The sequence below is a fragment of the Ferribacterium limneticum genome (assembly GCF_020510585.1).
Classification (GTDB): domain Bacteria; phylum Pseudomonadota; class Gammaproteobacteria; order Burkholderiales; family Rhodocyclaceae; genus Azonexus.
In genome coordinates this window covers 1,781,748-1,802,597 of the sequence record NZ_CP075190.1, presented here as the reverse complement: position 1 = coordinate 1,802,597, position 20,850 = coordinate 1,781,748, and the positions used below count along the sequence as shown (strand labels likewise).

Annotated in this window: 26 protein-coding genes; 9 read left to right on the top strand and 17 right to left on the bottom strand. The window is 59.5% G+C overall.

Annotated features, from left to right (window positions below; translation table 11 throughout):
- The first annotated feature begins 15 nt into the window (after positions 1-15).
- From KI613_RS08830 to pgl, 6 genes are all read left to right on the top strand, one after another.
- Entirely contained in the window at positions 16-444 is a 429-nt protein-coding gene (locus KI613_RS08830) for an OsmC family protein (protein ID WP_226405068.1), read from the top strand.
- A gap of 9 nt (positions 445-453) precedes the next feature.
- Complete coding sequence (locus KI613_RS08825) at positions 454-648, top strand: hypothetical protein (RefSeq protein WP_226405066.1); 195 nt, start codon at positions 454-456, stop codon at positions 646-648.
- A 3-nt stretch (positions 649-651) separates the two neighbouring features.
- The gene (locus tag KI613_RS08820) at positions 652-2,280 is read left to right on the top strand and encodes an NADP-dependent glyceraldehyde-3-phosphate dehydrogenase (RefSeq protein ID WP_226405064.1); all 1,629 of its coding nucleotides are present in this window, start codon (positions 652-654) and stop codon (positions 2,278-2,280) included.
- Positions 2,281-2,354: 74 nt separating this feature from the next.
- Positions 2,355-3,794: a decarboxylating NADP(+)-dependent phosphogluconate dehydrogenase gene (gene gnd / locus KI613_RS08815; protein ID WP_226405062.1), complete on the top strand. Its 1,440-nt coding sequence runs from the start codon at positions 2,355-2,357 to the stop codon at positions 3,792-3,794.
- Complete coding sequence (gene zwf / locus KI613_RS08810) at positions 3,791-5,254, top strand: glucose-6-phosphate dehydrogenase (RefSeq protein WP_226405060.1); 1,464 nt, start codon at positions 3,791-3,793, stop codon at positions 5,252-5,254. The genes gnd and zwf overlap by 4 nt, the downstream gene beginning before the upstream one ends.
- Positions 5,254-5,952: a 6-phosphogluconolactonase gene (gene pgl / locus KI613_RS08805; protein WP_226405058.1), complete on the top strand. Its 699-nt coding sequence runs from the start codon at positions 5,254-5,256 to the stop codon at positions 5,950-5,952. Before zwf ends, pgl begins: the two co-directional genes overlap by 1 nt.
- Here the strand turns inward: pgl and KI613_RS08800 are convergent.
- On the bottom strand, positions 5,923-7,272 hold the full coding sequence (locus tag KI613_RS08800; protein WP_226405056.1) for a cation:proton antiporter: 1,350 nt from the start codon (positions 7,270-7,272) through the stop codon (positions 5,923-5,925). The genes pgl and KI613_RS08800 overlap by 30 nt on opposite strands.
- Positions 7,273-7,467: 195 nt before the next feature.
- On the opposite strand from KI613_RS08800, the gene KI613_RS08795 reads away from it, so the two are divergent.
- A complete protein-coding gene (locus KI613_RS08795; RefSeq protein WP_226405054.1) occupies positions 7,468-8,034 on the top strand; it encodes an NADPH-dependent FMN reductase in 567 nt (188 codons plus the stop codon).
- A gap of 12 nt (positions 8,035-8,046) precedes the next feature.
- A complete protein-coding gene (locus KI613_RS08790) occupies positions 8,047-9,108 on the top strand; it encodes an SRPBCC family protein (protein WP_226405052.1) in 1,062 nt (353 codons plus the stop codon).
- A gap of 16 nt (positions 9,109-9,124) precedes the next feature.
- Here the strand turns inward: KI613_RS08790 and KI613_RS08785 are convergent, their stop codons facing one another.
- The 7 genes from KI613_RS08785 to KI613_RS08755 all read right to left on the bottom strand — a co-directional run bounded on the left by KI613_RS08785 (position 9,125) and on the right by KI613_RS08755 (position 13,534).
- Positions 9,125-10,447, bottom strand: coding sequence for a PQQ-dependent sugar dehydrogenase (locus KI613_RS08785; RefSeq protein ID WP_226405050.1), 1,323 nt, complete (start codon positions 10,445-10,447; stop codon positions 9,125-9,127).
- A gap of 51 nt (positions 10,448-10,498) precedes the next feature.
- Positions 10,499-11,026, bottom strand: coding sequence for a hypothetical protein (locus tag KI613_RS08780; RefSeq protein WP_226405048.1), 528 nt, complete (start codon positions 11,024-11,026; stop codon positions 10,499-10,501).
- A gap of 455 nt (positions 11,027-11,481) precedes the next feature.
- A complete protein-coding gene (locus KI613_RS08775; RefSeq protein ID WP_226405046.1) occupies positions 11,482-11,727 on the bottom strand; it encodes a hypothetical protein in 246 nt (81 codons plus the stop codon).
- A gap of 30 nt (positions 11,728-11,757) precedes the next feature.
- Positions 11,758-12,165 (bottom strand): cupin domain-containing protein, encoded by a 408-nt coding sequence (locus KI613_RS08770; protein WP_226405044.1) that lies wholly within the window; start codon positions 12,163-12,165, stop codon positions 11,758-11,760.
- A 73-nt stretch (positions 12,166-12,238) separates the two neighbouring features.
- The gene (locus KI613_RS08765) at positions 12,239-12,562 is read right to left on the bottom strand and encodes a BON domain-containing protein (RefSeq protein ID WP_226405043.1); all 324 of its coding nucleotides are present in this window, start codon (positions 12,560-12,562) and stop codon (positions 12,239-12,241) included.
- A 219-nt stretch (positions 12,563-12,781) separates the two neighbouring features.
- Positions 12,782-13,351, bottom strand: a complete 570-nt coding sequence (locus tag KI613_RS08760; protein WP_226405041.1) for a chemotaxis protein CheB — start codon at positions 13,349-13,351, stop codon at positions 12,782-12,784.
- Positions 13,352-13,378: 27 nt separating this feature from the next.
- Complete coding sequence (locus KI613_RS08755) at positions 13,379-13,534, bottom strand: hypothetical protein (RefSeq protein WP_226405039.1); 156 nt, start codon at positions 13,532-13,534, stop codon at positions 13,379-13,381.
- Between the two features lie 337 nt (positions 13,535-13,871).
- Between KI613_RS08755 and KI613_RS08750 the strand changes: the two genes are divergently transcribed.
- The gene (locus KI613_RS08750; protein WP_264181491.1) at positions 13,872-14,231 is read left to right on the top strand and encodes a collagen-like protein; all 360 of its coding nucleotides are present in this window, start codon (positions 13,872-13,874) and stop codon (positions 14,229-14,231) included.
- 248 nt (positions 14,232-14,479) lie between these two features.
- Here KI613_RS08750 and KI613_RS08745 read toward each other — a convergent pair whose 3' ends face one another.
- From KI613_RS08745 to KI613_RS08705, 9 genes are all read right to left on the bottom strand, one after another.
- Positions 14,480-15,382 (bottom strand): FHA domain-containing protein, encoded by a 903-nt coding sequence (locus KI613_RS08745; protein WP_226405037.1) that lies wholly within the window; start codon positions 15,380-15,382, stop codon positions 14,480-14,482.
- A gap of 5 nt (positions 15,383-15,387) precedes the next feature.
- Positions 15,388-15,552 carry a DUF1328 domain-containing protein gene (locus KI613_RS08740; RefSeq protein WP_226405035.1) on the bottom strand — a complete coding sequence of 55 codons (165 nt, stop codon included), beginning with the start codon at positions 15,550-15,552 and terminating at the stop codon, positions 15,388-15,390.
- A 141-nt stretch (positions 15,553-15,693) separates the two neighbouring features.
- Entirely contained in the window at positions 15,694-17,097 is a 1,404-nt protein-coding gene (cls, locus tag KI613_RS08735) for a cardiolipin synthase (protein ID WP_226405033.1), read from the bottom strand.
- A gap of 75 nt (positions 17,098-17,172) precedes the next feature.
- Positions 17,173-17,481, bottom strand: a complete 309-nt coding sequence (locus tag KI613_RS08730) for a hypothetical protein (protein ID WP_226405808.1) — start codon at positions 17,479-17,481, stop codon at positions 17,173-17,175.
- A gap of 145 nt (positions 17,482-17,626) precedes the next feature.
- Positions 17,627-19,327 (bottom strand): ABC transporter ATP-binding protein/permease, encoded by a 1,701-nt coding sequence (locus KI613_RS08725; RefSeq protein WP_226405031.1) that lies wholly within the window; start codon positions 19,325-19,327, stop codon positions 17,627-17,629.
- Positions 19,328-19,401: 74 nt separating this feature from the next.
- Complete coding sequence (locus KI613_RS08720) at positions 19,402-19,875, bottom strand: hypothetical protein (protein WP_226405030.1); 474 nt, start codon at positions 19,873-19,875, stop codon at positions 19,402-19,404.
- Positions 19,876-19,883: 8 nt separating this feature from the next.
- Complete coding sequence (locus KI613_RS08715) at positions 19,884-20,327, bottom strand: hypothetical protein (RefSeq protein ID WP_226405029.1); 444 nt, start codon at positions 20,325-20,327, stop codon at positions 19,884-19,886.
- A 28-nt stretch (positions 20,328-20,355) separates the two neighbouring features.
- Positions 20,356-20,553: a hypothetical protein gene (locus tag KI613_RS08710; RefSeq protein WP_226405028.1), complete on the bottom strand. Its 198-nt coding sequence runs from the start codon at positions 20,551-20,553 to the stop codon at positions 20,356-20,358.
- 75 nt (positions 20,554-20,628) lie between these two features.
- Complete coding sequence (locus tag KI613_RS08705; RefSeq protein WP_226405027.1) at positions 20,629-20,844, bottom strand: glycine zipper 2TM domain-containing protein; 216 nt, start codon at positions 20,842-20,844, stop codon at positions 20,629-20,631.
- Positions 20,845-20,850 lie beyond the last annotated feature (6 nt).

Sequence of the window (20,850 nt, the reverse complement as noted above, 5' to 3'; positions counted from 1 at the left end):
GGCAAGGAAGTCACCATGAAAAGAACTGCATCAGCCGCCTGGAGTGGCGGCCTCCAGAAAGGCACCGGAACCATCTCGACGCAAAGTGGAATATTGGCCAAGGCTCAATACGGCTTCAAGGAGCGCTTTGAGGAAGGCCCCGGCACCAACCCGGAGGAGCTGATCGCCGCCGCCCACGCCGGCTGCTTCAGCATGGCTCTGGCGGCGCAACTGGAGAAGGAAGGCATGACAGCGGATCGCCTGCAAACCGAGGCTGTCGTGACCTTCGCCAAGGTTGACGGGGCATTCTCGATCACCGCCATCCATCTCGACCTGAAAGCCAGTGTTCCGGGAGCGAGCAAGGCCGATCTGGAACGCGTCGCCAATATCGCCAAACATGAATGCCCGGTATCAAAACTATTGAACGCTCCGATCACCCTGTCCGTCCAACTTGAAACCCAGTGAGGTAATCCCATGAAAAAACTTGCCGTTATATTGATTGCCATCACCAGCCTGTTATCCGGCTGTGTCGTATACGACGGTCCCTATCGTGACGGAGACAGACACCGCGGGGATCGCGATGGCCAACCGAATCGCAGCCATGATCGCGACCGCGATGGTGTGCCGGATCGCCATGACACGCGTCCGAACAATCCGAACCGCTACTAGCCGATGAAAACCGCCGAGCAGCTGGCCGCACTGTTCCCGCGCGAAAGCGAGATTCCCGGCGACTGCCGGATTCTCGCCCCCATCCACCAACGCGCCATTCTGATCAACGGCGAAATGCAGATTTGGAAAGGCGAGACGCGGACGGTGCATTCGCCGGTCTGCGTCCAGGCGGCCGATGGCACGCTGAGCCATGTCGAACTGGGCAGCGTGCCAGTCACCGGCACCGTCGAGGCTGATGCAGCGCTGGCCGCCGCCGTTACCGCCTACGATCACGGTCGCGGCCAGTGGCCGAACCTGTCGGTGGCCGAACGCATTGCCTGCGTCGGCGACTTCACCAACCAGATCGTCGCCCGCCGCCGCGAGATCGTGAACCTGATCATGTGGGAAATCGGCAAGAGCCTGGCCGATTCGCAGAAGGAATTCGACCGCACCATCGACTACATCCGCGCCACCGTCGAGGAGCTCAAGCGGCTCGACAACAGCAATTCGCGCTTCGAGATTGTCGACGGCACCATCGCCCAGATCCGCCGCTCGCCGGTCGGCATCGCGCTGTGCATGGGGCCGTACAACTACCCGATGAACGAGACCTTCAGCACGCTGATCCCGGCGCTGATCATGGGCAATGTCGTGCTCTTCAAGCCGCCGCGTTTCGGCGTGCTGCTCTATTACCCGATGCTCGAAGCCTTCCGCAGCGCCTTCCCGCCGGGCGTCATCAACATTGTTTACGGCCAGGGTCACGTCGTCGTGCCGCACATCATGGGGTCGGGCAAGGTCAATGTACTGGCCCTGATCGGCTCCTCTGAAGTAGCCGACCAGCTCAAGAAATCGCACCCGAAGACCAACCGCCTGCGCGCCATTCTCGGCCTCGGCGCCAAGAACGCGGCGATCATCATGGCCGACGCCGACATCGAGCTGACGGTCAAGGAATGCATCACCGGGTCGCTCTCCTTCAACGGCCAGCGGTGCACGGCGATCAAGATGATCCTGGTGCACCAGTCGATTGCCGAACAATTCCTGCGCCGCTTCTGCGAAGAGGTCGGCAAGCTGGCCATCGGCATGCCGTGGGAAGCAGGCGTCATGCTGACGCCGCTGCCCGAGATGGAAATGGTCGCCTACATGAACGAGTGCATCGCCGATGCCATTGAAAAAGGCGCCAAGGTGATCAACCCGGGCGGCGGCGGCACGGTCGAAACCCTGTTCTATCCGGCCGTGCTCTTTCCAGTCAAAGAGGGCATGAAGCTCTACCGCGAGGAACAGTTCGGGCCGATCATCCCGGTCGCTACCTTCGAGGACATCGAGACGCCACTCGACTATGTGATCACCTCCGACCACGGCCAGCAGGTCAGCATCTTCGGCAGCGATCCGGGGCAGATCGCCTCGTTGGTCGATACCCTGGTCAATCAGGTGTGTCGGGTCAATATCAATTGCCAGTGCCAGCGCGGCCCGGATGTCTTCCCCTTCGTCGGCCGCAAGGATTCGGCCGAAGGCACGCTGTCCGTGCACGACGCCCTGCGCGCCTTCTCGATCCGCACCATGGTCGCCGCCAAGCAGACCGAGGCGTCAAAAAAACTGCTCGACGCCATCGTGCTCGGCAACAAATCGAATTTCATCAATACCCACTTCATTCTCTGAGGCGGGAGGAATCTCCCGAAAAGAACGTGGTCATTCCGACAACGGCACGACACTATACGAAGGTAGACGCTGGCATGACCAAATCAGACATCGGCATCGTTGGCCTTGGCGTGATGGGTGCCAATCTGGCGCTCAACCTGAGCGACAAGGGCTACCGCGTGAGCGTGTACAACCGGACAAGTGCGGTTACCTCAGAATTCATCGAGACTCATGGGCAAGGCCGGACCATCGCCGTGGCCGACAATCTTCAGCAATTGGTCAGCCAGCTTGGCTCGCCCCGCGTGATTCTGCTCATGGTGACTGCCGGTCGGGCCGTCGAGGCGGTCATCGAACAACTGCAGCCCTTGCTGGAACCCGGCGACATCGTGATCGACGGCGGCAACTCCAACTATCAGGACAGCAATCGCCGGTGGCTTGAGCTGGCCGCCTGGGGCATCCATTTCGTCGGAATGGGTGTTTCCGGTGGCGAGGACGGCGCCCGCTTCGGGCCGTCACTGATGCCCGGCGGGGCTGCCGCTGCCTGGCCTGTCATCCGCGACATGTTTCAGGCCATCGCCGCCCGGGTTGACGGCGTACCTTGCTGCCAATGGCTGGGCGATGGCGGGGCCGGCCATTACGTCAAGATGATTCACAACGGTATTGAATACGGCGACATGCAACTGATCGCCGAAGTCTGCCACCTCATGCAACATGCCCTCGGCCTCAGCCACGACGACATGGCCGACTGCTTCGCGGCCTGGAATGGCGGTCGGCTTGAATCCTATCTGATCGAAATCACCGCCCGCATACTGCGTCAGCGCGATCGCGACGGCAGCCCTCTGGTTGAGCGGATTCTCGACATGGCCGGGAATAAAGGCACCGGTGTGTGGACCGCCCATGATGCCCTCGCCAATGCCGTGCCGCTAACCCTGATCAGCGAAGCTGTGCATGCCCGCATGCTATCGGCGCGAAAGTCCGAACGGGTTGCCGCCGCAGCGCTGCTCGGCAGTGTTCCGACGCTCGTGGCAGAGTCGGACAGATCGATGTATCTCGATGCTCTGCACGACGCCTTGTATGCCGCGAAACTGGTCTCCTACACCCAGGGCTTCATGCTCATGCAATCCGCTGCCAAAACGAACGGCTGGGCCTTGCCGTTTGGTGACATCGCCCTGCTCTGGCGTGCTGGCTGCATCATCCGCAGCCGCTTTCTGACCGACATCAAGAACAGCTTTGAACGTGAGCCAGTGCCGCCCAGCCTGCTACAGGACCCGTTTTTTGCGGCCGAAGTCAAAGCCTCGGAAGCCGGCTGGCGTCTCGCGGTGATGCTCGCTGTCAAGCATGGGGTAGCGGCACCGGCTCTGAGTTCGGCCCTGTCGTTCTACGACGGCTATCGCTGCGCCAACGGCTCGGCCAACATCATTCAGGCACAGCGGGATTTCTTTGGTGCGCACACCTACCAGCGTACCGACGGCGACGAGTCGAACCACTTTCACACCCGCTGGCTGGGCGATGGCGGCGAAGAGATCGCGTCATGAATTGCGCCAGCGAATCGCACGCCTACGTCATCTTCGGGGCGACCGGCAATCTGGCGATGGCCAAGCTCCTGCCCGCCTTGTACCAGTTGCACAGCCTGGGTCACCTCGCACCAGACGTCCGTATTCTAGGCTGCGGCCGGACGCCCTATGCCCAGGATAGTTGGCGAGCCGAGGTAGAAAAGCATCTGCAAACAGCCGATGCGGCGCTACTCGACAGCTTTCTCCAGCGCATCGACTATCTCGCCGGCAACCTGGAAGATGCGGCCTTCTATCAGGCGCTTGATGCCTGGATGGGGGCTAGCGTGTGCGGCAACAACGTGATTTTCTACCTCTCGGTCAGCCCCGAGTTCTACGTGCCGATCACCATCAGGCTGGCCCAGGCCGGCTTGCTGGTGGAGCGCACAGGCTGGCGACGGATGGTGATCGAAAAGCCCTTCGGCCACGACCTGCAAAGCGCACGCGACTTGCAGCATGAGCTCAATACGCGCCTCGACGAAGAGCAGATTTACCGCATCGATCATTACGTCGGCAAGGAATCCGTACAGAATCTGCTGGTCCTGCGCTTTGCCAACATGATCCTGGAACCGCTGTGGAACCGCCATTACATCGACCACGTTCAGATCACGCACGCCGAAACCATCGGTCTGGACGGTCGGGCCAATTATTACGACCGGCATGGCGGCGCGACGCGCGACATGATCCAGAGCCACCTGCTGCAAGTACTGGCCTTGCTGGCGATGGAGCCGCCGGTATCGCTGGAGGCCGAATCGCTGCGTGATGAAAAGGTCAAGGTGCTGCGCTCGATTCGTCCATTGGGCCAGCCGCAACTGGCCAGCCATGCGGTGCGCGCCCAGTATGCCGGCTATCAGCAGGAGGCGGGCGTCGCCGCCGGCAGTCATACGGAAACTTATGCCGCGCTCAAGCTTTATGTCGATAACTGGCGCTGGCGCGATGTGCCGTTCTATCTGCGTACCGGCAAGCGCCTTAAGGAGCGGCGCTCGATGGTTGCCGTGCGTTTCCGCGAACCACCGATGCAGCTTTTTCAAGGATCGGGGGCCTCCGCCGTCCATCCGAACTGGTTGCTGATCGGCATTCAGCCGGACGATGTGGTGCAGATGGAAATATCCGCCAAGGTGCCCGGCCAGGAAACCCGCACCCGTCAGATTTCGATGGATGCGTCGGTCGGCAATCCCGGCGAACGCAAGGCCGACGCTTACGAAGACTTGCTGATGGATGTCATTCAGGGTGATCGTTCGCTCTTCCTGCGCTATGACGAGGTCAAGGCGGCATGGAATGTGGTCGATCCCGTCATGCGCGGCTGGGCCGACGACGAGCGCCCGCCATTGCAATACCCGGTTGGCAGTTGGGGGCCGAAAGCAGCGGACCAGATATTTGGCCAGGCGGATCGGGAATGGCGGCAGACGCTGAGCTGCAATGACAAACCTGAAAGCAAACTCTAATGCTTCCGGTCAACAGCAAAATATTGCCAAAATCGGAAGATGTCGCCGCTCAGGCCTGCCGCATCATTATTGCCGCCGCCGACGCGGCAATCCGTGAACGCCAGGTATTTCGCATCGTCCTGGCCGGTGGCAATACGCCGCGACGAACCTATGAAATGCTCGCCGGGATGGCTCAGGACTGGAGCGCCTGGGAAATATTCTGGAGTGACGAGCGGTGCCTGCCGGCCGACCACCCCGGACGAAACTCACGCATGGCGCAGGATGTCTGGCTTTCACCCGTGGCCATATCGGCCAGACAAATTCACCCTATTCCGGCCGAACTTGGTGCTGCACGGGCGGCGGCCGAATATTCAACACTGGTTGTCGACCGGCAGCCCTTTGACCTCGTGCTGCTCGGCATGGGAGAAGATGGACATACCGCCAGCCTGTTTTCGACGAACGGTGACCATATTGCCCCGGTAATTGCTGTGCACGGGGCGCCAAAACCGCCCAGCGAACGGGTCAGCCTGAACTTTCAGACATTGCGCGCTTGCCGCCAGCAACTGGTATTGGTCACCGGCGCCGACAAATCAGCTGCCCTGCTCGCCTGGCAGCAAGATGCCAAGCTGCCCATTGCCCACGCCGTGCGCAATGATGCCTGCCTGCTGGCCGATGCTGAAGCGGGTCAGTCAGCGAATGTCGTGGCGTCGGTTCTCTGAATCGGATCGGCGGCTCTTGCCGGCCTGCCGCCGGGCGTAAAGCGACATCAAAGGCGTTACCGAAATGCCGTGCACGATGATCGATGCGGCCACGGCCGAGAGCGTAAGATTAATTGCCTGATCAGCCAAGGCACCGGTAAGTCCGTGATTGAGGGCAAACATCAGGTAGTAGATCGAACCAATACCGCGAATGCCGAACCAGGCAATCAACAGGCGCTGATCACCCGAGACCGGAGCCCCCAGCAAGCCCAGCCATACCGAGACCGGGCGCAGGACAAAAAACAGGAGAACGAGGAAGACCACCGTCTCCAGCTCGACTTCGATATAGGCCAGCATGGCCCCCACGGCGAGGACGATGACCAGCTCGGCAAGACGTTCAAGCTGCTCGTTGAAACCACGCACCGCCTGCATCAGGTAAGGGCCGGCCAGATCGGGATGGGTCGCCACGGCGAGATGAGCTTCCTTGTCCTGCAAGCCGGCCGTTACTTCATCCGGCACCTTTTGCGCCCGCGAGCGCTCCTTGACGCGTTGCAAGGCCAGCCCAGCGGCGAAAACGGCAAGAAAACCATAAGTCGAGGCCAGTGTTGCCACACCGAAGGCCAGCGCGACCAGTCCGAGTGCCAGGAATTCATCGAGCCCGACGGCTTCCTTATGCTGCGTTCGCAGATAGATCACCAGGCGACCAATCATCGTGCCGAGCAGGCCGCCGATAAACAAGCCGCCGACCAGCGACCAGGCCACATCGATGGCCAGCCAGCGCCACCCCCATGCCCCGAGTTCGTGCATGCCGAGCAGGCCAAGGCCAAGCATGACGAAGGGAAAGGCGGCGCCGTCATTGAACCCGCCCTCGCCACTCAGGCTGAAGCGCAGGCGGTCGCGATCAGAAGCTTCCTCGACCTGGACATCCGATGCCAGCACGGGGTCGGTCGGGGCCAGAATGCCACCGAGCAGAATCGCCGCACCAATTGACATGCCGAGCAAAAAGAAACCAACCAGCGCGATGAGGACAACGACCAGCGTCATCGAGACAAACGCCAGCCGCAAGGGCAGGCGCCAGTGATGGCTGGAGAACGGCAGCCCCAGTTTCAAGCCGACCGAAAACAATGAAATCAGCACCGCAACTTCCGCCACCCGCTCTAGGAGGCCGGAGATGAGACGCGGATCAACGGTCATGAAGCCAAAACCACCAGCCCCCAGCATGTAACCGACTGCCAGATAGAACATGGAGGCACTGAGCGGAAGTCGCTTCATCAGCGATCCGGCCAGGGCCATGGCAATCAGGAGCGCGCCGACGACCAGCGCCCAAACGGAAAAAGACATTTCAGCCGGCTCCTGTTGAACTGGTTACTGCGCTAAACGCTCAAATGACAAGCCTGGTGAACTATCTGACACCGATACAACATTTTCCGTTCGGCACCGCATATAGGACGGCCGGGTATCTTGTGTACGCTGTCGCACAGAGCAGTTTCTTTCCGGCTGGCATTCTCTTCGCGGCTAAACAAAGGAGGCATGAAAATGAACAAGATCAATATTCTGGGAATTGTTGGCAGTTTGCGCAAAGAGTCGTACAACGCTTTCGCCCTGAAAGCAGCGCAGGAACTACTGCCCGATGGCGTAACACTGGAAATAGTGAACCTCCAGGGGATTCCGGTTTTCAATCAGGATGACGAAATGGCGCCACCCGCCGCCGTGCTTGAATTCAAGCAGAAGATCATCGCCGCCGATGCCATCCTGTTTGCTACGCCGGAATACAACTACTCGCTACCGGGAGGTTTGAAAAACGCCATCGACTGGGGCACCAGGCCCTATGGTCAAAGCGCCTGGCAGGGCAAGACAGCGGCCATCATGGGTGTTTCCATCGGCAACTTCGGCACCGCCCGCGCCCAATACGATCTCCGGAAAATTCTGGTGGCGCTCGACATGCCGGTCGTCGTTCAGCCCGAAGTCATGATCGGTAACGCGGCCGAACGATTCGACCAGAACGGCGTCCTGACCGACGAGCGAAGCCGGAATCTCATCAAGAAACTGTTGAGCGCGCTGGTGCAACTGGAAAAATCAGCTCGCCGGGCCAAAGGTGATTAGGTTCAATCATTCATGACAACGAGAAGCGCCGGGGGCACAGCGACCGAATATCACCTGCTGACGACCTGGCACATCGATGCACCACTGGCTGAGGTGTACGAGGCCATACTCGACTCCGGGCGCTGGCCGGAGTGGTGGCCGGGCGCCGAAAAAGTCGAGCTGACGGCACCCGGCGATAGCGATGGTATTGACAGCATACGACGCTATTCCTGGCGGGGTGACCTGCCCTACCCCGTAGTATTCGAAGTACGCGCCACACGCATCGAAGCACTGGTGGCCATCGAGGGGCGGGCGCGGGGCGACCTTGAAGGGACGGGCCGATGGCTTTTTGCCCACAATGGCGAGGTCAGCGTCGTCCGTTACGAATGGCATGTCCGCAGCGTACGGTGGTGGATGAATCTTCTCGCCCCGCTGGCTCGCCCGATGTTCATTCGCAACCATGCGCGGATCATGACGCAGGGCGGCGAAGGACTGGCCAGGCGCCTTGATGCGGCACTGGTCGCCGAGGAAAGCATCGACTTGATGGCTGTAAAAGACGAGCCCAAGGCATTGCCCGGGCACATGCGGGAAGGCGGCATGATCAATCCGTTGGTCTTGCTGACGGTCGGCATTGGCGCCGGCATCCTGGCGACAGTTGCCCAGATCGCCCTGTGGGGGCTGGCCGGTATGCCCATCCTCGAAACCCTTTTTCGCGATGCCCGTCTGACGGCGGCCCTGCTCATGGGCCCAGGTGTTTTGCCCCCACCGTCGACCGCCCAGTGGGACATCCTGCTGGTCGCCACGCTGATCCACTTTGCGCTGTCGATCGCTTACGCGCTGCTTCCCGCCATGCTCGCCGCGCGCTTGCCTGCCGGACCAGCCATCGCTGTCGGCGCGGTATACGGGCTGGGCATTTACGTCATCAATCTATATGGCTTTACGGCGCTGTTTCCGTGGTTCTCGGTCGCCCGCGACTGGGTAACGCTGGTCACTCACCTCGTTTTCGGCATGGGACTAAGCGGGGGATGCTGGTGGTTTGCCCAGAGGTACGGAAAATCGAAACCGAGTCTGCAACGACAGTTTCCGACCGCATAAAGACGTGGCCAGTCGATTACTGGCCAGTCACCCGCCAGATCACATTGCCGACATCGTCGGCCACCAGCAAGGCACCGTGCTTGTCGAGCGCCACACCGACCGGTCTGCCGTAGGCCTTGCCTTTCTCGTCAAGGAATCCGGTCAGCACATCGACCGGCAAGCCACCATCCGGCGTCCCGTTTGCGAAGGGAACGAAGATCACCTTGTAGCCACTGGCTGGCTGGCGATTCCACGAGCCGTGCTGGCCGACGAACATGCCGCTGGCGAAGCTGGCCGGCAAACTCGTGCCTGAGGAAGATGCCAAACCGAGCGAAGCGGTATGCGGCCCGAGCGCATAGTCGGGCGCGATCGCCTTGGCGACCAGATCGGGACGTTGCGGCGTGACCCGCTCGTCGACATGCTGGCCGTAGTAGCTGTAGGGCCAGCCGTAGAAGCCACCGTCGCGGACTGAAGTCAGGTAATCGGGAACCAGATCGCTGCCCAGTTCATCGCGCTCATTGACCACCGTCCACAACATGCCGGTCTGTTTTTCCCAGGCCAGGCCATTCGGATTGCGCAGGCCGGAGGCAAAGATCCGGTGCGAACCGGTCCTGGCATCAACTTCCCAGATCGCCGCTCGCCCTTCCTCCACTGCCATTCCGCGTTCGGCGACATTGCTGTTTGAGCCCACTGTGACGTAAAGCTTGCTTCCATCCTGACTGGGAATCAGGTTCTTGGTCCAGTGGTGATTGATTGACCCCGCAGGCAGCGCCACCACCTTGCGGCCGGGGACGCTTATGTGGGTATCGCCGGCCGCATAGGGAAAACGCAGCACGGCATCCGAGTTGGCCACGTACAGATCGTTACCCACCAAAGCCATGCCGAACGGGGAATTCAGGCCTTCGAGCAGGACCGCGCGAAAATCGGCGACACCGTCGCCATCGCTGTCACGCAACAGGGTGATGCGGTTGGCGCTGGGCACACCAGCCCCCGCCCGCTTCATCACCAAGCCCATCACCCAGCCCTTGATGCCCTTGGCATCATCCGGCTTTGGTGGTGCATTGGTCTCCGCCACCAGTACATCGCCATTGGGCAAGACATACAGCCAGCGCGGATGATCCAGACCGTTGGCGAACGCCGCGACGCGGGTACCCGGCGCGGCGGTCGGCTTCGTCCCGGCCGGCCAGCCTATCGCCGGGGCGATATTGACGGTCGGTGTCGTTGTCCGCACTGGCGGGGGCAGCGTCGGTCGCAGCCCGCTGCCGGCTGAAACCGGCAGCGTCGCCATCTCGCTGCAGGCAGCGAGTGACAGCGAGGCCAAACAGGCTACCCAGGATATCGCATTAAACATTCGCATCATTTATTGCCTTTCCTGACCGTACGGTAGGTGGCAGAAGCGACTAATCCAGGTTCACACCGTACTCACGGAATCCTTGATTTCGCCTACTGCCGCCTCGATGACTTCGCGCGCCACCGCCGTCTCCTGCTCCGTTCTGGTCTCTGCGACCAGCACGACCTGACCACTGGCGATGGCGTCGCGGACCAGGTCGGCTAGCCGGCCATCCTTGTGTTCAACACCGGTGTTGGCACCCGCGGCAGCTCCGACAAAGGCACCCAGACTGGCGCCCCAGCCCAGCATGACGAGCGGTGCAACCAATGGGCTGGCAACGAACAGGGTGACGCTTCCAGCCACCAATGCGAGTTGGGCAAGGGCACCGATACCGGTACCCACTGCCGTGCCAATGGCGCCGTCGACCAGTACATTGGTCAGCACCTCATTGCTCTCGCCCTTGATTTCGGTAACGGCAGGGCCCGATTCGGCATCGAAAAGCTGGACCTGAGCGCGCGGCAGACCGCGTGCAACGAGACTGGAAAGCGCGCCTTCGGCCTCGGTACGGTGAGCAAAAAAACCTGATACGTGGTGGCGATATTCGTCCATGTCTATTCTCCTTTGGATGATCCGTAAGTTACGGATGACAGCTCAGGCTAGCCGATACCATCCGCCGCATCTGTGCGCCATCACACCCAAAAAACATCGGCAATTAGCCGGACAATTTCACTATGTGCGCCACCAGACAGAAGACCATCATCATATAAAACAGAATAGGCATGGGTGTCCGGTTCCCCGCCTCTACATGGACACCTTGAGTACTTTGCCCCGGACGGCCTGGCCGTTCCGGGCTTTTTTTCTCCCCGATTGTGGAGCGGACTCGGCGATTTCAAATTTGGCCAATATTTCCGGTTGACCGTGGAAACGACGATCAAAAAAACCCCGGCCTTTGGGGAGCCGGGGCAAAGGTAAAACAGCCCTGCTTCGTTGAACAAGTCTGGTGAAGAAAATGGGGGAATCCTGATCGATTGCCCGGTCAACAGCCAGCGACAGAGTTGCCGTCGCTACCGTTGGCCACTGTGCGTTTTATTGAACGCGTCGGCTTCCTGGGCAATCTTGTGTAACGATTTTTCAGACAGCCTGGGCGAATCCCCAAAATATGCCTGCCAATCGATATCGGATAACCTCAAGATTTCCATCTCGGGGCGTCTCCGTTCAATAATGTGACGCCGGTCGAAATGTCCGGCCGCCAAGACGGAGTCAAATTGGCGTCGTTCCTGGCGTCCGCGAAGGTTGTCTACAACATTCATGTTGCTCTCCTAGGGTGATCGATGGCGCATTCATTTGATGCTCCCTTGTTCTGTCGTTTTGCCGTTGAAATGCTCGCTATCACCCTCGGCATCCGAACGGCTTTTGTGGATGACCCCATCGCGATGATTGGGCGGGGCATAGAGCGTATAAAGCTTGAGCGGCACGGTGCCGGTGTTGATGATGTTGTGATTCACGCCGGCCGGAACGAGAACCGCGAAGCCGGCTTGAATCGCCGTCCGGGCACCATTCAGCACCGCCTCGCCAGCGCCTTCCTCAACGCGGAAGAACTGGTCCACCTTGTGAATCTCGGCGCCGATGTCTTCCTGAGGTTTCAGCGACATCAGGACAAGCTGGGAATTTTTTGCCGTGTATAACACTCGGCGGAAGTCGTCATTTTCAACGGCAAGTTTTTCAATATTCTGAACATAACCGCTCATCACAACTCCTTTTTTGCACGTCCCGGTGCTTTGTCGCAGTCCGGGACGTCGTGTCGATCACAGGAAACGCAACTCACTTGTCTGCCACGACCTTGATCTGATTGTCGACTGAAGTCACACCCTTGACCGCTTTGGCAATCGATACGGCCTTGTCTACTGCCGCCTTGCTGGCAGCCGTGCCGCCCAGCGTCACGGCGCCCTTGTTATCCGTATCGACGCTGATATTGACGAGGCTGGACATTTTTTCGGCAGCCAGTTCAGCCTTGATCTTGGTGGTGATGACCGAATCCTTGACCATCGTGGTTGCTGAAGATTTGTCTGAATCCGCCGTATAGCCGGCCATTGGGAGCATCAGTGAAGCGCTTACGAGAATGCTTGCAGCGAGTTTGATAATCATGGTGTCTACCCTTTACGGTTATGGATGGTTCTGCCACGGCGAATTTGCGCTGGCACCGTTGGCTTGCTGCTGCAACGCCGACAGAGCCATGCATTAGCGCTGACCAGCGCTATGCCGTGATGCTCATATTCCATCGACCGAATCAAGGGTTCGGTTCGCTTCCGCACACATGGCAAAAATACTTGCCCGGCCTTGAAGGTTTTCATTGTCCACGGTCGTTCAAATCTGGCGGTGGGCGATTCGCACGATTTCCTGAGCGATCGCTTCTGGCGAAAGGATGAGATCGATGCACCCGCTGGCAATGGCACTCTCGGGCATGTCCGGCTGGATTGCCGTGCTCAGCTTCTGGGCAATGGTGATTCCCCCGACTTCCCTGATGCCACATAGCGCTTCGGCACCATCGCCGTCGTAACCGGAGACAATGACCGCAATTAGCTGGCCGTCCCAGTGCCGGGTCAGCGAGCGAAGGAATACCGTGATCACATCGGGCCAGCCGCGTGGCTTTGAGATCGGCTCGAGTTGGAACTCGCCCGCCTCGACATGCAAATCGCGATTTGCCGGGATGATGAATACCCGGTTCGGCTCAATCAGCAAATTATCCGTGATCAGGTCTACCGGCATCGTGGTGAAGCTCGGGAGTACCTTGTGGAGTTGCGTCGGCATGATGGTGATGTGATTGACGATGACAATGGCCACGCCCATATCGGCCGGCAGATTTTGCAATAGCCGGATATAGGCGTCGAGGCCACCAGCCGAACCACCAACACACACAATCGGGAAGTTTTTCACTTGAACCCCAAGGCACGGCAAGGCGTCTTATCGGGCGCCCTTGTGATCCTTGGGGCCGCTATTCTTGTGCCGGCCGGCGATCTCCCGCTGCTCTGCCTTTTGTTTCTGCTTGATCACTTCTTCCGAATAGGAAGGTGGTGTTTGCCCGGATTTGTGGGGCGCTTCTTTGGGTTTCTGGTTCATGGAAGTCTCCTTTCAGTCGATGAATACGATGGCCAGAGCCAGCGCAAAGAACAACATGATCGCCGGAAGCATGTGGTCAACAACAAGGCTGCCTGCCGCGAGAAGGTCAATTGAATAAAGCATGCCGGGTTCCCCATGTCGTGATGGTCTATGAAACCCCCCAACTGGAAAGTGGTCGGTGCGCTAGCGAACACTCGGGAAAATCGTATTTGGCCTTAGCGACCTGGCGACAACGAGTAAATCCAAGCTGTGCGTGCCAGCGAACAGACCTCGCCCCTACACCGAATCAGGCTGGGGCATGCGGCTTTTCGGCCGCGTACGACACAAGAGGAAAATCATGAATAAGTCACTCAGCACGATATTGATCATTGCCGCCTTCGGTCTGGGCGCCTGTACCGGACCGGCGGGCCCTCAGGGCGAGCGAGGCAGTACCGGCAGCACCGGTAACACGGGCAATACCGGCAGTACGGGTAGCACCGGCGCCAAGGGTTCGACCGGCAACCAGGGCAATACCGGATACACCGGTGCCCAGGGCGAAACGGGAACCCAAGGCAATACCGGCAATACCGGCGCAGTCGGCGATACCGGCGCAACCGGGAGTCAGGGCAGCACAGGTGCGACGGGAGCCAAAGGAAAGACTGGCGCCGGCGGCACTACCACCGGCAGTACCATCGTAGTCGTCCCGCCGACACGCTGATTTCGTAGGGACCTGGCACAGGGACAGGCAACTTTCCCCGTGTCAGCATCCCGATGAGATCCCCATGAAAAATCATCGACTACCGGCAACATCCTGGAAAGCGATGAATCTGACGGTCAACCAGGCTTGCTACGGTCTACCGTAAAAAACAGCCAAAAATGAAATGGTCTGGATGCACTCCAAGGCTCCTCGGCCGTATCCTCGAACCGCTTGCCTGGCCATAAGCCCCCGCTTTCGGGCCGAATTGGCTAGCCAGCAAATCCCATCGTCTCGAATCGGATGATTTCTGCCCCTTTGGCTGCGGCCGGCCCGCCAAAGCTGAGTATGCCCCGGCCAAACAGGAGTACTTCCTGGTGATGGACCAACCTCTCGGCCTGCTTTTCAGGCGTCAGGAAAGTGCCGTTCGTGCTTTGATCGATATAGACAAACCGGTCGAGGCGCCTTTCGATCCGGCCGTGCTGGCGGGAGCAGCGGGTCGCGCGAACGATCAGGTCGCTGTCAGGCAGGCGGCCAATTCGGGTAATGGGTTGGCTCTCGTCGAGCACCATATCGACGCCCCGGAAACGCAGGCCGAGCCGCCCTGCACCATCGCCCGCATCGGCCAGGGCCAGGCTCAACGCCATCTGGGCGGGTTCCTGGGCGGGGACTTGAAATACCCCGAGGCGCCGCTTGCCACATTTGAGAACCACCTCGGGCACGCTGTTCCCGGCCAGCTCCAGCCAGGGGAAAAGCTTGGCCCGCCTGGGTACGCTGAGCATGATTCGGCCGGGCGGCGCGACCACCGACAGGTTGGCCGCCGGATTGTCTCCTGCGGCCGGGAAATACCGTCCTTCCCTGGCCTGATGTCCGGCACACAGACCGACCCCAACCACCAACGGGAATCCGGAATGGGGAGGCAACGCAGCTACCCGCTGCTGGATCTCGACGGCAGAAGTAAACGCCTGAACGCCATTGGCAAAGAAAGCCATCAGCTTGCTGCCCTGGTAATCCACCAGACGTCCGCCATGCGATTCAACGGAGCGCCGAATACGTTTGGCACAGCGTTCGACCACATACGAAGCCTCGAGACCGCCGAGGCCGCGTACCCAGTTCGCTCCGCCTGCGACATTCACACAGAGAACGGCCAATGAATTTTCGCCTGTTGTATTCAAGTGACTCACTTTCGTCGCATCAAACCCATGATAAGGGATGCCAGAAACAGCAATATGAATATGAAAAACAGAATCTTGGCGATTTCAACAGCACCGGCTGCGATGCCGGTAAAACCAAATAGCGCGGCAATCAACGCGATAATAAAAAACACGATGGCGTAATGCAACATGGCGATCCCTCCGTTGTTGACCTGACCAATTGCGTCAAGGAGCCTGTTACGAGGCTATGGATAGCCATCGTGATCCAGCCCCGGTTTTCGATCTGTACGCCAGGACACAGACAGTGCGATGAGAAAGGCGTAGGCAGCCGCTTAAAGCAGCCTCTGCAACAAGCTGGCGCCCCACTCCTTGACTCGCAGCAGCAGGGATCGTCGCGCCCAGTTCTCCAGCCTGATCGGCTCTGATGCAGCGAGGTCTCTGGCGATCATCGCCGTCATCTGCCGGGCAAAGTCGCGGCCGAGGACCACGGCGTTGACCTCGTCGTTGTCGAGAAAGCTGCGCCAGTCGAGATTGGTCGAGCCAACGCATGACCACACCCCGTCGATCAGCGCCGTCTTGGAATGCAGCACTGCACCGCCTCGCTCGTGGATTTTGACGCCAGCCTTCAACAGTTCGGAATAGTTTGCGCGACCGGCGTGAAAGACAATTTGCGAATCGGACTGGCCGGGCAATATCAGGTTCACATCGACCCCACGGCCCGCCGCATCGCTCAAGGCCTTGAGCAACTGCGAATCGGGAACGAAATACGCGCTGGTCAGATAAATATCTCTTTCGGCATTGCCGATGGCCGAGATCAGGGTCAGGTAGATCAGGCTGTACGGGTCGTCCGGTGTGCTGCCGATGGCGCGGACGATATCCTTGCCTTGTGCGGTCAACCGGGGAAAATAGTCTTTTTTCAACAGCGGCTTGCCATGCTGTTTGGTCCAGGTTTCGATGAACAGCTTTTGTAGCTCACCAACCACCGGCCCCTCAATTTGCAAATCGGTATCACGCCAGTCGACAGCTTTTCCTGCCACCTTTTTGGCGCGCCGGGAGCCCGGTATCGATGAATAAACTTCGCTGATATTGATACCGCCAATGAAGGCTGTCCGCCCGTCAACAATGAGCAGTTTCCGATGGTCACGGTTGTTGAACTGCCACTCCCCCTTGGCGGTGAGCGGGTTGATGGGGTTGAATTCAAGAACATTGATACCGCCCTGCCGCAACCGGTCGAAGTAGGCCAGAGGCGTATTGATGCCACCGAAGCTGTCATAGATCACGTTGACCTGGATACCCCGCTGCTGCTGCGCCAGTAACAAGTCGGAAAACTGGCGCCCGATTTCATCGTCCTCGATGATGTAGGACTCCAGGTTGATATGGTCACTGGCGGCCCGGATGGCGGCGAACATGGCGGCATATGTGGCGGCACCATCCTGCAGCAAGGTGACCTTGTTGCCGACAACCAGCGGGCTGCCGACGATGGCTTGTTCCAGGGCGATCTGCTTGTCGAGAATATCGATATCGCCGGATTTGCTCTTCAGTTCAGCGATGATGGCGGCGCTTTTCTGCGCCGAGATCGCCCCGCGTGCATTCTCGAAACGGGCGGCTTGCGCGGTATGCCGCTCGATGATGGCATCGCTATCCGGTAGCGCCGCGCAACCAGCTGCCGCAATCAGCAGAAGTACGGCTGTTATGGCCGGGTTGAGTAGCGAATGGACATTGCTCAAGCGCAACACGAAGCTATCTCCCAACAACGGCAGCAAAAGAACGATTGCTCCTTTGCTGCCGTCATCCGGTGTTTTACCCGGCGCTCAGCGTGCCGGCGCGGGAGCGGGCGGAATGACGACAACCGTATCGCCACCGGTTTTTCCTGGCTCGCCGGTTGCACCGGTCGCCCCGGTTCCACCGCTCGAACCAGTTGCCCCCGTCTCGCCAGTCGATCCGGTCGCACCGCTTGAGCCGGTCTGCCCGGTCATCCCGCTTGAGCCCGTGGCACCTGTTGGGCCGGCTGGCCCGGGCACCGGGACGGTAACTACCGTCGGCGTCACGACAGCCGGTTTATCGCAAGCGCTTGTCGCCAGGGCAGCCAGTACCGCTACAAAAATGATCGAATATTTCATGAGAATTCCTCCTGGCCATTGAACGAGAGCCCATCCGCTTGGCAGCCAAGCAAGCACCGGGAGTTACCGGTTCAAAGTACCCGGATGAGCTTGCCGGCTCCGTTCGGTAGCGCACAAAGAACCATGCAAAGGCGCGGTGACAAAATCATTCAAATCGATACTCGTGGGCGGCATACAGTTTCCACTCACCATCACCGCTCAGTTCCAGCACCTGCTGGTGATATTTCAGGATCGAGGGCCGATGGCCGACGCTGACCAGCGTTGTACTGGTCGCCGCCAACAGTCGATACAGGCTTTCTTCGTTGGCAATATCGAGGGCGCTGGTCGCTTCATCAAGGATGGCGTAGCGCGGGCCGATCAGCAGGACGCGGGCGAAAGCCACACGCTGCTGTTCGCCGACCGACAAGACCTTGCTCCAGTCCAGTTCGGCATCCAAGCCATCAAAATGGGCCGCGAGGTCGGGCAGATTGACCTGTTTCAGCACCTCCAGCAGCACCTCATCGGTCCGGCCTATATGCCCGTTCGGATAGAGCAACTGCTCGCGCAGACTTCCCTGCACCATGTAAGGTCGTTGTGGCAGAAACAGCATTTCCAGGCTTTCCGGCCCGATGATCCGACCGGTTCCCGCGTGCCATAAGCCGGCAATGGCACGCAGCAGAGAACTCTTGCCACAGCCGCTGGGACCAACGATCAGCACGCCCTGCCCCGGACTGATATTCAGCGATAGGTTCTTGAGCAAGGTGCGCTCCTGGTTGGGTGTCCGTAGCGTCAGTTTTTCGATGGATAGATCCGGGCCGGGCGCAAAGCGGATTACGCGCTCATTTTTCGCGGGGGCTCCGTCAGTGGCGATCAGAAATTTTCGGAAGGTGTCGAGGCGCTTGACACCCGCCGCGAATTTGCTCAGGTTATCGAAATTGTCGATGATCACCGTCAGCGCACTGAGGATGGCGGCGAAGGCACCGGCGGCCTGGACGGCGCGGCCGACTTCAAGCTCGCCGGAAATCACCCGCTCGGCAATGATGGCGCTGGGCATTACAACCGTCAGGAAGCTGTAGCCAAATTGAAACAGGTTCAGCTTCAGTTGTACCCGGATCAGCTTGCTGAGGTTCTCGAAAATATCGTTGAAATATCCGCCAACCTGCTTGGACTCCCGCCCCTCGCCACGATAGAAGGCAATGGCCTCCGCGTTCTCGCGAATGCGCACCAGACTGAAGCGGAAATTGGCTTCGCGCTTGAGTTGATAAAAGTTCAGGCCAATCAGGATTTTGCCGAAAACCAGCAGGGTAATTGCCGTGCCGGCGGAGGCATAGATGAGCAGGAAGGCAACCAGCTCTCGCGAAATGGCCCAGAGCACGCCGGAGAAAGCAATCAGTTGAAGCAGCGCCCCGAACAGCACCATCAGGAACTGTAGTGAGCGCTGGGTGAAGGTGTTGATGTCCTCGGCGATCCGTTGGTCCGGATTGTCGATATCGGCGCTGGCATTCAGCTCGTAATAGGCGCGATGACTGAAGTATTCGCCGAGAAAATCCCGCGTCAGCCAACGCCGCCAGTGCAGCGCGAGCCGGTCCCGAACGTAGTAATAAAAACCAAAAACCGGCACTCCGACAACCAGGATGCCCAGGCTTATCTGAATGGAAAGCCAGAAACGGTCGATATCCTTGGCCGCCAGCGCCGAAGTGAATTCGCCCGTCTGCTCGTTGAACAGCACGGCAAAGCCCGTCTGCCCGAGCAGCAACAGGATCAGCAGGACCAGCAGGCGCCTGGCTTGCCACTTTTCTTCGCCGAACCAGTAAGGAGCAGCGATTTTGCGAAATTGCAGCCAGAGATGGCGGTCAAAGCTGATCATGCGACGGTGGGCCTATATCACCCCTTTTCGGCCTACGGAAATCGGCCAAGAGGCCGGTAAAACTGATCGAAGCTCTATTCGCCCTTGGCGACAAAGCGTACCTTTGTCGCTTGTCCTGAGGCTGAAACCTGAACGCGCCGGGTCTGCCACGCCCCATCGATTTCAACTGCAATCTGATAGCGTCCGGCCGGCAGCTTCAAATAAAGCAGTGGCCCCTCTGTTACGCCGGAAACCGTAACCTGCCCGCTGTGGCGACTGACCGTAAAGGGAATCCCGGCCAGATAATTGCCATGCTGCCCGGTCAACATGAGGTGAACGTTATAGGCCGACGACACCTTGTGCATTTCCGCCATGGCTTCGTCGCCAACCCCACCGCTCAGCCAGGAAACCCCGGTCTGGGGGCTGCTCGCCACATTGCTTTTCGCCGCATCGTCGAGTTCGAAGGCAAGCACAGGTGCACATTGCAGGACAACTATCATGGCAATGAAACCAAGTCGGCCGTAGCGGGTTGGTGCCTTGCCGGCGGAGACAGGTGTGAGATTAGTCATGGCCGGCCTCACCGATACTGGCCACGGTCGTTACCACCCCGATGCCGATCGTCCCGGTCGTTCCCGCGATGATCATCGCGCCATCCATCACGACGCTCATCCTGACGGTGACGGTTGCGCTCCTGATAACGCGGAACGTACTGGTTGTTGTACCAGCGCTCGCGAACGAAATAGACCCGCTCGTCGCAGGCGTTGTAGGCCGCGCAGTGCCGGCGCCAGTTCTTGGCATGGCCCGGGGGCACATGCAGGTAGATTGGCGGGCGGCCAGACGGACCGCGGTGGATCATCCGGGGTTGCGAATAGAGCAATTGCGGCCGCGGATAGTCACCGATGTCGATTTGGCCATAAAAACCGGGTTGACCGAGCGTGACCGACACCCCGACATCGGCAGCCCGTGCCGGTACCGAGGCACCAGCCAGCACCACTGCCAGCAGTAAAAGGTTCAAGTTCATGGTGAAACTCCTTTGTCCGTTGCCGTGCTTACTTCTTGTCACCCTGGGCAGCATCCTGAAGCTTGTTGCCGGCTTTTTCGACTTCCTGACCGACCTTTTGGGTGGCCTCATCGACTTTCTTGCCAGCCTGCTCGACCGGCCCTTCCTTCTTCTCGCAGCCGCTCAATGCAACGAGCAAAGCAGCCAGCATGACGGCTGCGCCTAGTGTTTTTCCTGGTTTGATCATCTGCTTCTCCTTGAGTCTGTATCAACGGATGCCCCGACCAATCAGGCCGGGCGCATCACGCTTGATCACCTAGCCTTATTTGGCGACTTCGTGACCGATGACGCCACCAACGACAGCACCACCCACGGTTCCGGCAGCACTGCCACCGGTCAGCACAGCGCCACCGACCGCCCCGACACCGGCGCCAATGGCGGTACTCTGCCCTTGCGACGACATGCCGGAACAGGCGCCCAGACTGAGCAAGGCGGCCACGACAACTGCATTGAGCGAGACTCTCTGCTTGGTTTTCATGGAATT

Coding starts and splice junctions, on each gene's coding strand:
- KI613_RS08830 (WP_226405068.1), top strand. CDS start 16: ATGAAAAGAACTGCATCAGCCGCCTGGAGTGGCGGCCTCCAGAAAGGC.
- KI613_RS08825 (WP_226405066.1), top strand. CDS start 454: ATGAAAAAACTTGCCGTTATATTGATTGCCATCACCAGCCTGTTATCC.
- KI613_RS08820 (WP_226405064.1), top strand. CDS start 652: ATGAAAACCGCCGAGCAGCTGGCCGCACTGTTCCCGCGCGAAAGCGAG.
- gnd (WP_226405062.1), top strand. CDS start 2,355: ATGACCAAATCAGACATCGGCATCGTTGGCCTTGGCGTGATGGGTGCC.
- zwf (WP_226405060.1), top strand. CDS start 3,791: ATGAATTGCGCCAGCGAATCGCACGCCTACGTCATCTTCGGGGCGACC.
- pgl (WP_226405058.1), top strand. CDS start 5,254: ATGCTTCCGGTCAACAGCAAAATATTGCCAAAATCGGAAGATGTCGCC.
- KI613_RS08800 (WP_226405056.1), bottom strand. CDS start 7,272: ATGTCTTTTTCCGTTTGGGCGCTGGTCGTCGGCGCGCTCCTGATTGCC.
- KI613_RS08795 (WP_226405054.1), top strand. CDS start 7,468: ATGAACAAGATCAATATTCTGGGAATTGTTGGCAGTTTGCGCAAAGAG.
- KI613_RS08790 (WP_226405052.1), top strand. CDS start 8,047: ATGACAACGAGAAGCGCCGGGGGCACAGCGACCGAATATCACCTGCTG.
- KI613_RS08785 (WP_226405050.1), bottom strand. CDS start 10,447: ATGATGCGAATGTTTAATGCGATATCCTGGGTAGCCTGTTTGGCCTCG.
- KI613_RS08780 (WP_226405048.1), bottom strand. CDS start 11,026: ATGGACGAATATCGCCACCACGTATCAGGTTTTTTTGCTCACCGTACC.
- KI613_RS08775 (WP_226405046.1), bottom strand. CDS start 11,727: ATGAATGTTGTAGACAACCTTCGCGGACGCCAGGAACGACGCCAATTT.
- KI613_RS08770 (WP_226405044.1), bottom strand. CDS start 12,165: ATGAGCGGTTATGTTCAGAATATTGAAAAACTTGCCGTTGAAAATGAC.
- KI613_RS08765 (WP_226405043.1), bottom strand. CDS start 12,562: ATGATTATCAAACTCGCTGCAAGCATTCTCGTAAGCGCTTCACTGATG.
- KI613_RS08755 (WP_226405039.1), bottom strand. CDS start 13,534: ATGAACCAGAAACCCAAAGAAGCGCCCCACAAATCCGGGCAAACACCA.
- KI613_RS08750 (WP_264181491.1), top strand. CDS start 13,872: ATGAATAAGTCACTCAGCACGATATTGATCATTGCCGCCTTCGGTCTG.
- KI613_RS08740 (WP_226405035.1), bottom strand. CDS start 15,552: ATGTTGCATTACGCCATCGTGTTTTTTATTATCGCGTTGATTGCCGCG.
- KI613_RS08730 (WP_226405808.1), bottom strand. CDS start 17,481: ATGAAATATTCGATCATTTTTGTAGCGGTACTGGCTGCCCTGGCGACA.
- KI613_RS08725 (WP_226405031.1), bottom strand. CDS start 19,327: ATGATCAGCTTTGACCGCCATCTCTGGCTGCAATTTCGCAAAATCGCT.
- KI613_RS08720 (WP_226405030.1), bottom strand. CDS start 19,875: ATGACTAATCTCACACCTGTCTCCGCCGGCAAGGCACCAACCCGCTAC.
- KI613_RS08715 (WP_226405029.1), bottom strand. CDS start 20,327: ATGAACTTGAACCTTTTACTGCTGGCAGTGGTGCTGGCTGGTGCCTCG.
- KI613_RS08710 (WP_226405028.1), bottom strand. CDS start 20,553: ATGATCAAACCAGGAAAAACACTAGGCGCAGCCGTCATGCTGGCTGCT.
- KI613_RS08705 (WP_226405027.1), bottom strand. CDS start 20,844: ATGAAAACCAAGCAGAGAGTCTCGCTCAATGCAGTTGTCGTGGCCGCC.